9 protein-coding genes are annotated in these 10,643 nt (G+C 46.7%); 5 read left to right on the top strand and 4 right to left on the bottom strand.

The genetic code is table 11. The annotated features are described in order from the left end of the window. The first annotated feature begins 22 nt into the window (after positions 1-22). Genes KDD36_04600 through gldC form a run of 3 tightly spaced genes read left to right on the top strand, consistent with a single transcriptional unit; the run spans position 23 to position 3,582 of the window. Positions 23-1,030, top strand: coding sequence for a PorP/SprF family type IX secretion system membrane protein (locus KDD36_04600; GenBank protein ID MCB0395905.1), 1,008 nt, complete (start codon positions 23-25; stop codon positions 1,028-1,030). 29 nt (positions 1,031-1,059) lie between these two features. Next, the gene (locus tag KDD36_04605) at positions 1,060-3,189 is read left to right on the top strand and encodes an OmpA family protein (protein MCB0395906.1); all 2,130 of its coding nucleotides are present in this window, start codon (positions 1,060-1,062) and stop codon (positions 3,187-3,189) included. Positions 3,190-3,243: 54 nt separating this feature from the next. After that, entirely contained in the window at positions 3,244-3,582 is a 339-nt protein-coding gene (gene gldC / locus KDD36_04610; GenBank protein ID MCB0395907.1) for a gliding motility protein GldC, read from the top strand. 36 nt (positions 3,583-3,618) lie between these two features. On the opposite strand, the gene KDD36_04615 is transcribed toward gldC, so the two are convergent. The 4 genes from KDD36_04615 to KDD36_04630 all read right to left on the bottom strand — a co-directional run bounded on the left by KDD36_04615 (position 3,619) and on the right by KDD36_04630 (position 6,752). Then, positions 3,619-4,233, bottom strand: a complete 615-nt coding sequence (locus KDD36_04615) for a YihA family ribosome biogenesis GTP-binding protein (GenBank protein MCB0395908.1) — start codon at positions 4,231-4,233, stop codon at positions 3,619-3,621. Next, complete coding sequence (locus tag KDD36_04620) at positions 4,230-5,387, bottom strand: aminotransferase class V-fold PLP-dependent enzyme (protein MCB0395909.1); 1,158 nt, start codon at positions 5,385-5,387, stop codon at positions 4,230-4,232. The genes KDD36_04615 and KDD36_04620 overlap by 4 nt, the downstream gene beginning before the upstream one ends. A 62-nt stretch (positions 5,388-5,449) precedes the next feature. Next, positions 5,450-6,277, bottom strand: coding sequence for a universal stress protein (locus KDD36_04625; GenBank protein MCB0395910.1), 828 nt, complete (start codon positions 6,275-6,277; stop codon positions 5,450-5,452). 265 nt (positions 6,278-6,542) lie between these two features. After that, a complete protein-coding gene (locus KDD36_04630; GenBank protein MCB0395911.1) occupies positions 6,543-6,752 on the bottom strand; it encodes a hypothetical protein in 210 nt (69 codons plus the stop codon). A gap of 227 nt (positions 6,753-6,979) precedes the next feature. Here KDD36_04630 and KDD36_04635 point away from each other — a divergent pair, with 227 nt between their 5' ends. Then, positions 6,980-8,341, top strand: coding sequence for a sigma-54-dependent Fis family transcriptional regulator (locus tag KDD36_04635; protein ID MCB0395912.1), 1,362 nt, complete (start codon positions 6,980-6,982; stop codon positions 8,339-8,341). Between the two features lie 53 nt (positions 8,342-8,394). Then, a partial coding sequence (locus KDD36_04640) for a PD40 domain-containing protein (protein MCB0395913.1) occupies positions 8,395-10,643 on the top strand: 2,249 nt, incomplete at its 3' end.

A 10,643-nucleotide genomic window follows, 5' to 3' on the forward strand; every position in this document is an offset into this window, starting at 1 on the left:
AACGGCAATCATGGAGGTACTGATGAAGAAAATTTTACACCTGCGTTTCCCTTTATTTTTCGTGTTGATGTTTGTGGTGATATCAAGCAGCGGACAGGATATTCACCTGTCTCAATACGATGCAGCTCCGATGTACCTCAACCCGGCCATGACCGGGAAGTTTAACGGACGCATGAGGGTTCATGGTCATTATCGTACCCAATGGAAGTCCATTGCCAACAATCCTTACATTACCACAGCGTTGTCAGCTGATCGCCATATGAAGGGTAACTTTTCCCTTGGTGCTCAGATCATGAACCAGAAAGCTGGTGAAGGAGACTTCAAGGAATTCCGGTTCCTTTTATCCGGAGCCTATGACCTGATTCAGGAGAACAAACGCGGACACCGTGTTTCAGTTGGCGGACAGTTGGGTATTATTCAGAAAAGTTTTGATCAGCAAAAATTACTTTTCGATAGCCAGTACAGACCGGATAATGGAGGATGGTATGATCCAACCTTGCCTTCGGGAGAAGGGTTTGGATCCAGTTCATTCATGGTACCGGACATGAGTGTAGGTTTACTGTATTTCTATGGAGGAGAAAGCAGCCGGTTCAATCCTTTCTTTGGTGTTACCGCCTTGCATATCAACAAACCCAAGGAGAGTTTCTTCGGAGCGGATAATTACCTGCCCATGCGCTATGTTCTTCATGGTGGCGTGAAGTTGAATATGAGCGAAAAGCTGCAATTCATTCCCAAAATGTGGATGCAGAATCAGACGAATGCCAATGAGATGACCACCAGCTTCGTCATTAATTACCATTTACAGGCATCTGACAGCTATCTGATCTTTGCGCCGACCTGGCGTAAAGACGATGCCGCCATTCTGGAGTTGGGAATGAAATATGATGACTATATCGTGCGTGTGAGCTACGATTTTAATACTTCTACCCTTAAACCCACCACAACAGGAAGGGGTGGGTTTGAGATTTCCTTAACCTGGATCCAGGAGAAGAAGCGCCCGGATCCCATCCCCAATTGTCCACGTTTGTGAAGATTTCATTGAAATACATATTGACCTGCATGGCTGTCTTGTGCATGGTGTCGGCTTTTGCACAGAGCAAAAGGGAATGGTTGCTATATGGAGATGAAGCCTTTAAGAAAGGCGACTATTCATCCGCAGCCGGCTTTTATCTGAAAGTGCTTGACGAAGGAACACTGGACCTTGAAAGCACGGTTTACCCGTATGAGGTGATCGCCTATATCAAACCTGATAAACCGGCAAAATCAAAGGATAATACAGCCGCAGCAGATACCACATCCGACTCAACAGCAGTTGTACCTACCCCTACCGATAGCCTGCCTCAAACACCGGCAAATCCCAGCGCAGAAGACAGTGAGGATAGCGATCCTGCCAATTCACTGGTTTACGGAAAGTATCAATATGTAGTTCATCAGATAGCAGATTGTTTCAGACTGTCATACCAGTATAAAAAAGCGGAGGAATGGTACGGAAAGGCCGTTCAGAATGAATCGAACCGACATCCTTTCTCCCGGTATTATTATGCCCTGACACTCATGAATAATGAAAAGTACGATGAGGCACAGGCACAACTGGAAAAGTTCATAGAGAACTATAATGGCCCGGATACCAAGGTCAAGGATCTGGCGACCAAAAAAATGTTCAGCATTGCTTTTGCGAAGGATCCCGCCAGTACCCACAAAGATTCCAAAGTAAGCTTGCTGGATACCACCATCAACAGTGGTTCTTCCAGTTTTGCTGCTAACTTCTACAATGACGAAGGGGTGATCCTGTTTGCAGGAGGACGCAAGGAGAATGTAATCCTTGATGAACGCACCCAGAATCCCCTTTACCTGAGCGATCTCTTCCTGGCGGAAAAGGAAGGTGAGAAGTGGAATGCCCCGAAAAATATGCGTCGCCCGGTGAATACTGAAGCAAATGAAGGTGCCGGTGTGATATCCGTAGACCGCACGCACTTCTACTTCACCCGATGCGAGGGCCCCAACGGCAACGAGTGCTCTATATATCTGAGCCGGTTTCTCAATGGCAAGTGGTTGCAACCCATGAAGCTGAATGACAATGTGAATATGGAAGGTTTCTCATCCAAGCATCCCGCACTGTCTACGGAAGAAGATATTCTCTACTTCTCGTCGGATCGCCCGGGTTCCATCGGTGGCATGGACCTTTGGTTCTGTAAAATAGACGACTTCGGAAATGCCGGTGAAGCCCATAACCTGGGATATTCGGTGAATACCAAGGAAAACGAAGTGACCCCGTATTTTCACCACATCAATAATACCCTGTATTTCAGCTCCGATGGTCATACCGGACTGGGAGGATTGGATATATTCAAGGCATACGGTAAAGACAGCACATGGTCCAGGCCCAGGAACCTTGGAAGACCGTTCAACTCCGGGAAAGATGATTTATACTATCTGGTAGACCGCTTCGAAGGGAAGACAGGTTTCCTGACCTCCGATCGCGACAGCTGTGCCAATTGCAGTTCCGGAAGTGATCTGTACTGCTACCGCATTTACGAACTGGAAACCGAGCCGCTCCGCCTCACCATCAAAGGAACTGTGTATGATCAGAAAACACAGGAGCCGATGCAGAATACCCTGGTGCAGCTTACCGATGTAAAAGAGGACGTACCTCCGGTATTTGTGATCACGGATGAGAATGGTTTTTATAGCACCAACCTTATCGAAGAGGTGCAGTACTTCATGAAGGCCCAGAAAGTGAAATACTTTGCAGACGCCTTTTCCCTGAATACGGAAGGTGCAAAGGAATCCAAAGACTATACCCATGATTTCTTTCTGGAGCCCATTCCTTCAGAGCCAATTGCCATTCCTGGTATCGAATATGACTACAACAAGGCAACCTTACGGCCTGAATCTATGAAGATATTAGATGATCTTTATGATTTCCTTCAGTTGAATGATAACATCGTGATCGAGATAGGATCCCACACAGATGAACGGGGTTCAGCAGACTATAACCTGGACCTTTCGAATCGTCGTGCAGAATCCGTCGTGAATTATCTTCTGGAAAAAGGAATTCCCCAAGCCCGGCTTGAATGGAAGGGGTATGGGGAGACCATGCCGCTTGTTCCGAACGCCAAAACCGAAGATGATCATCAACGCAACCGTCGTACCGCATTCAAGGTAACGGATCAGTACTACAAGGAATAGTACCTTCCCACTTTTCTTCTTAAATCATCTTCTTGATCTTACTACCTTTGCCGCATGAGCAAGAAAAAATCCGAGATCAACATCCAGGTGAGTCTGGATGATCATCATTTACCCGAAACTATCGTATGGAAAGCCAGTGATGCAGATATGAAAGACACTGAGCAAGCCAAGGCCCTCATGATGTCCGTTTGGGATGAGAAAACATCAAACTCCATGCGCATAGACTTGTGGACCAAAGACATGTTGGTTGATGAAATGAAGTTGTTCTTCTTTCAGACCCTGGTTGCGATGGCGGATACCCTTGAAAAGTCTACGGGAGAAAATAACCTCGCAGAGGATCTGCGCGATTACTGTGCTCACTTTGCGGAGAAATCCGGGTTTACTAAAGGCTGAACAATGCGGACCTGATGATAATCCCACTTTGGGAATCTATGCCCGCGCTTCTTCTATGATCCCTCTGATATAGGTCAGCAGTTCTTCGCCGCCATACTTTTTGGTGGAAGAGGTGATAAAGATGGGAGGCAAACTTTCCCAGTTCTCCAGCATGGCCCGCTTGAACGCCTTGACATTGGCTGAAGCTTCGGATGGCTTCAACTTATCCTGTTTGGTGAATACGATGGAAAACGGAATCTCACCTTCCCCCAGTTGCTGGATGAACTCCAGGTCGATCGGCTGAGGTTTCAGGCGAATATCGATCAGCACAAATAAAGCATATAGGTTCTCCCGCTGCAGCAAATAATTCCGGATCATTTTAGGCCATGTTTCACGCTCTTTTTTGCTTACGCTGGCATAACCGTATCCGGGAAGGTCTACCAGGCACCAGCTTTCATCCACCTCAAAGTGATTGATGAGTTTGGTCTTGCCCGGTTTGGAGGAAGTCTTAGCCAGATCTTTACGATCGCAAAGCATATTGATCAGTGATGATTTACCCACATTGGAGCGTCCGATAAAAGCAAACTCAGGGAGATCTGTTTCAGGGCACTCGTTGACCCTGCTGCTGCTTTTGACAAAGTGTACGTTGTGTATCCTGGCCAGCTTACTCATATCTGCTTCGTTAAAATTTCCGAATAAATATCAAACAAGGCCTGCGCTGCCGTATTGATCTCCGCTTCAGTGGTGGGTCTGCCCAGACTTATCCTTACGGACGAAAGAGCCTGATCCGGACGCATACCCATGGATACGGCCACATGTGATGGTTCTGGTTTTGCCGAAGTACATGCCGACCCGGTGGCCAAGCCCAAATAGGGCAACTTCCTGATAAGCTCCTGCGCGCGCAGATGGTCAAAAGTCATGTAACTCGTATTGGGCAAACGATCTCCTGCTGTTGCATTCACATGAACACCGGACAGTCCGGTTAACTTTTTCTCAAGAAGGTCTCTGAGGACGGCTATCCGGTTTGCATCTTCAGGCAGGTCTTCCAAAGCTACCCGACAAGCTTCTCCCAAACCCACTATACCCGGTACATTCAGGGTGCCTGATCGCAATCCTTTTTCATGCCCGCCTCCGAATACCCGCGGAAGAAGCGTAACCCGGGGGCTTTTTCTTCTTACATACAGCGCGCCAGCTCCTTTTGGGCCATATATTTTATGGGCTGAGATGCTTAGCAGATCGATGCCTGTTTCATGAACATTGACAGGAATCTTGCCAATGGCTTGGGTGGTATCTGAAAGCAGTAGGGAATCTTTTGAATGTACGATATCCGAAATCTCACGCATCGGATGGATGACGCCAGTCTCATTGTTTGCCATCATAACGGAGACCAGCACCGTATCTTTCCGAATGGCATTGGCCAGCATATTTAAATCCAGTAGACCATTTTCATCCACTGGCAGTACGGTCACCTCATGGCCTGACTTTTCCAGTGCTTCATGGGTATCAAGGACCGCTTTGTGTTCGGTGGAAACCGTGATGAAATGTTTACCTTTTGTATGGTAGGCTTGTGCTACCCCAAGAATTCCAAGATTCAGGGATTCTGTGGCACCGGAAGTAAATATAATTTCTCCAGGTTCGGAACCAATCAGTTCTGCCGTGTCTTCTCTGGCTGATTTCACCGCCTGTGCCGCTGTCCAACCCCACGCATGTGTGTGACTTGATGCATTTCCGAATTTCTTTCCAAAAAAGGGAATCATCTTTTCAAGCACCCGATCATCTACGGGTGTGGTGGCATTGTAGTCCAGGTATATGGGATCGGGTTGCATGTGATGACAAGGTACCTGTACAAAGGTACACAATGTCGTTCAACCCTTGGTGGATAAGGAAGTTATTCGTGCAAGGCAAGCAGCGGGATCGTGCTGTAGAATGCCATGCGTCGGGTGTTGCCCCCGTTCCACATGCGTTCCACAATGTTATGCTGGCGTGCAACCATGGCAATCATCGAAAGTTCCTGGTGGTTTTCGATATAGGTTTGAAGTCCGTGCAGTACGTCATCATCCAGCACGGCTTCCGAGCTGTGTGGAATATCTTCACCCAGCCAGGTGGATTCACGGTCATGTTCATGCAATTCCACGAGGGTGGTTTTTTGGTGTCTGTCACGTACGTTGACCAAGGTGACCTCTGCGTGAAACATTTTAGCCACTTCCTTGAGGGGAATCAGGGCATCAGGTTTTTTCATCATATGGTGATCGGTGGCGAACATGATCTTGTCAATGGGTTTGAACTTTGCTTCTTTGGGTATGATAAGCGTAGGTAAGGAAAGATGATTGATTACATCCACCGCATTGCTTCCTAGCAATGTTCCTTTCACCGGGCCGGCACCTTTTGTTCCCATGACTACCATGTCGGCGTGTGTTTTTTTGACGAGTTCCGAAAGGGTATCCACAAAACCACCCAGCATGGCATGGGTTTGTAACAACAGGCTGCTGAACCTCGGATCGCTTTGGATTGACAATTGTAACTCCTTGAGCCGGGTGCGGACCTCGTCATTTGCCATAGGGTAAGACTTGACAGGAATAGATGGATGACTGTAAGAAGTTTCGAAAGCATGGTGAATGATCACTTCGATGCCATGATGGCTTGCAAAGAGGAGTGCGTACTCCAATGCATTGTCTGCAGTTTTTGAGAAATCGGTAGGGACGATGATCTTCTTCATTTGAAAAGCTGTTTTAAGAGTACTTGTTCTACAAGTCTAACAAAAACAGATACAGCATGCCATGACACAAATCATGGCGTCTTACAACAAGTGTTGATCACGATCAATGGGGTGTAAAAAGTAAGACGCCCATCGGAGGATGGGCGCCTTGGGGCTTGAAGAAGAAAAGTACCCGGCCAACTTGGGCATGGTTTAAGGAAGGTCATTGGGATTAGCTGACACCGGGTACCTTGTAAGAACGTGGGTAATTGGGCACTTGGGGCAATTAATTCAAGCAAATTCGATTTACTGTGTTTACTTCCTGACTGGTTTTTTCTTCCATATTCAGGCTGATTTCGTGGCAGAGGTCCTCAGCAAATGATTCTCTCAGTCCTTTGTCCTTCAATACATCTATCAGAGTCTTTTGGATCGTGTTCTCGTGAAGGAGATCCTGGTAGCGCATCAGGACTTTCAGTATGATTTGTTTGTGGCTCATGATATTTTGATTTGATATTGTTCGTTCGTTGATTGCGAAAGAGGATATCGAAGAATAGTGCCAACACTTTGGCACGGCGTTAAGTAGTTGATTATGAGGCACATGATTTTTGGCATCTTTGAGAATTGTTCCCAAATCGGGAAGATATTTGTGTCTTTGGGAAACCAGATGGGATTTGGAGCGTACAAATGGGTGCATTCACTCCTGAATGTGAAAAAGGAAGTCGCATGAAGATATTTATATTGGAAGATGATAAGGTGTATGCCCGTTTCTTATCGCATCTGGTACTGCTCAATCCGGATCATGAGGTACAGGTGTTCCATTCTGCCCAGGACTGCTTCAAGGCCTTGAACCAGGAGCCGGATGTCATTACGCTGGATTACAACCTTCCTGATGTGAAAGGTGCAGAAGCGCTTGAGCAGATAAAAAGCCAATGTCCCGACACCGAGGTGGTGATCGTTTCGGCACAGGAGGATATCTCAACTGCAGTTAACCTTTTAAAAAAGGGTGCCTTTGATTATATGGTGAAGGATGACAATACCAAAGACAGGCTTTGGGTCACCCTGAACAACATTTCCGAGAAAAGACATTTAAAGGAAGAGGTGAAGCACCTCAGACTGGAAGTTGAAGAGAAATATGTGGCGGATAAGAATATCATCGGCAACAGCCCTGCCATGCAAAAGATACATCTGCTTATCCGGAAGGCGGCGGAAACAGGTATCACGGTGTCCGTAACAGGCGAAACGGGTACGGGTAAGGAACTGGTGGCAAAAGCCATTCACTATAATTCGGCAAGAAAGAAAAGATCCTTTGTGCCGGTGAATATCGCGGCTATTCCCAAGGATCTGATTGAAAGCGAGCTCTTCGGACACGAGAAAGGTGCCTTTACCGGGGCCGCTGTCAGAAGGATCGGAAAATTTGAGGAAGCTCACACCGGAACCCTCTTCCTGGATGAGATCGGCGAGATGGATATGAATTTGCAGGCAAAACTATTGCGTGTACTACAGGAGAAGGAAGTTACCCGTATAGGTTCCAACGAAGTTGTTAAGGTGGATGTGAGGGTCATTGTTGCAACCCACCGGAATCTGGCGGATGAGGTGCAGAAGGGAAACTTCCGGGAAGACCTTTACTATCGTTTACTGGGATTGCCCATTCAACTGCCGGCACTAAGGGAACGCGGCAAGGATGTGATCCTTATAGCCAAGCACTACCTGAACCTGTTTTGTAAGGAAAACAACCTGAAACAATTGGGTATATCCCCGGAAGCGCAGGACAAACTGATCCGCCATCCTTTTCCTGGAAATGTGCGGGAATTAAAAGCCAGCATCGAGCTGGCTGCTGTGATGTCTACCGGCGAAGCCATTGAGGCACAGGACCTGAACCTGGAAAGTCTGAGGAGCACGGCTGCCATCCTCGATGAAGGGCTTACTTTGAAAGAATATACCGAGCGAATCATTCGGCATTATCTGGAGAAATACGACCAGAATGTATTGAAAGTGGCCAAAAAACTAGACATTGGGAAGTCCACACTTTATCGTATGCTTCAGGCAGATAAAGAAAAGGAAGATTCCAGCTACAGCCACCGCTAATGCTCCAACGCCCTCACAATCGAAAACTTGTTGCTTTTGCAATAACCCTTCTTATGTTAGGAAGCATAACTTTTGGTTATGCCCAAAAGGATGGAGATCAAAAGCTTTATAAAGATGCCGTCAACCATTTCGAGAAGGCAGAATACATGGATGCATTGAAATTATTCAAACGTATCCAGGATAAGACCATCAAGAACGACGGATATTTTTGCTACATGTTCGGAATGTGCTATTTCAATTCCGATCTGGAAAAGGTTAAATCCATACCCTATTTTGAGAAGGCCATTGACAGCCAGGATAAGAGGGTCCCGCAGGAGACATTGCTATACGTTGGTGAGATGCATCATTTCCTGCACCGCTTTGCCAAAGCCAAGATGTATTTCGGGAAGTACAAAGATGACGCACAGAATGCAGGTGATGAGACGCGTAAGAAGAACGCGGAAGACCTGATCGCGATGACAGACAGAGCCGAGAACATGATCTATGACTCCCTCAGTGTTGCGATCAAGAACCTCGGTTTGGTGGTAAATTCCCCATGGGCAGAACACAGTCCGGTCATATCCGCAGATGAACGTATTCTGATCTTCACGGCCACCGAAAGACAATCGGTTCAGGACTTGTATTCAAAACAGGCCCTTGATGACCGGATTTATATTTCCTACAGAAAAGATAGTGTCTGGACCATTCCATCACTTCTGAGGTTTGACGGGAATGAGGATGGTAATTTCGGTTCTGTAGGTCTGTACCCCGATGGCCAGAAACTTATGATCTATAAAGGGAATAAGAAGTCCGGAAGCATATACCTGTGCATCTCGCAACCGGATTCCAGTTGGTCGGATCCCGAGAAGATCTCACATATCAGCTCCAAATTCTGGGAGGGAAGCGCAAGTATTACGCCGGATGAGAATACCATCTATTTTTCCAGCAATCGTCCGGGAGGTTATGGTGGTAAAGATATTTACAAAGTGGAGAGAACCGGATTCGATACATGGTCCAAGCCAATTAACCTGGGTCCGATGATCAACACGCCGGAGGACGAAGATTCGCCTTTCATTCATCCGGATCAAAAAACACTTTATTTCAGTTCAAAAGGTCATGATGGCATGGGAGGTTTTGATATTTTCAAAACCAAGCGACTGAATATCGAGTGGACTGTTCCGGTGAACCTGGGATTTCCCATCAACTCTACCGGGGATGATATATACTTTGTAATGTCTGCGGATGGGCAAAACGGTTATTTTGCATCGAATCGCACGGATGGTTTCGGCGACCTGGACCTGTACTCCCTGAGAATGCCCTCGGAAAGTATTCCGCTTACCATGATCAGAGGTAAGATTCTGGCTGGGGATCCTGCCGTTGCCGTCAAAGCGAAGATCAAGGTGGTGGACAGGGAAACCAACAAACAGGTGAAGTATGTGTATAACCCCAATCCCAAAACGGGAAAGTACCTGATGATCTTTCCTCCGGGAAAGAATTACGACATGATCATAGAAGCCGAGGGGTATACGCCACATCTCATCAATATATATGTACCGCAGCAGACCTATTTTTATGAACTCTACCAGGAAATTCATCTGAGCGATATCCGGGGAGACGGCTTGGCGACAGGAAATGATACGATCATCGGTGAGCAGGTCTCTGTTCGGAATACTTTCTATGATATCAGACAGGTGGTGTCAGACAGCTCCAGGTCCCCGCAATTCAATACCTATCAGAAAGAATACGAACCACTACTTACCCTTATTGAGAAGTTGATTCAGGAAACGGATTCCTCGGGTTTGTCGAAACTGGAAATGACCGTAGAGAATATGGTGGAAGACACCGGTAGTGTATTCAACGCTGTAGAGACACAATATTCCCCATTGATTTCCCTGCTGGATCAGATCATTGAAACAACGGATAGCATTGCCCTGAGGAATATCGATCGCATTACCTCGAACGATGCATTGCAGAATGAATATTATTACGGCCAGGATCTGGTTCCCTACTATTTCGGAGATGATACCCTGTATACCACGTCTCCATTCTATACTTATGATCGGGATGGAATGCTTGTACGGGACAGTGTGGGTAACCCGGAGATCAATCATCGACTTAAACGGATCACCTTGTATTACCCTTCAGGTGAAGTAGCGATATCGAAGGTGTATCATCAGGATCTGACAAATCTGGTTGCGCTGTTGAAAGCCCATCCCAACTTTGCCATTCGCGTGGATGGTTATACGGATGAGGTGGGTAAGGATAAGGACAACATGATCCTGTCCAAAAGAAGATCCGATATGGTCAAACAGTTTCTCATCCA

It is taken from the genome of Flavobacteriales bacterium (assembly GCA_020435415.1).
Classification (GTDB): Bacteria; Bacteroidota; Bacteroidia; order JACJYZ01; family JACJYZ01; genus JACJYZ01.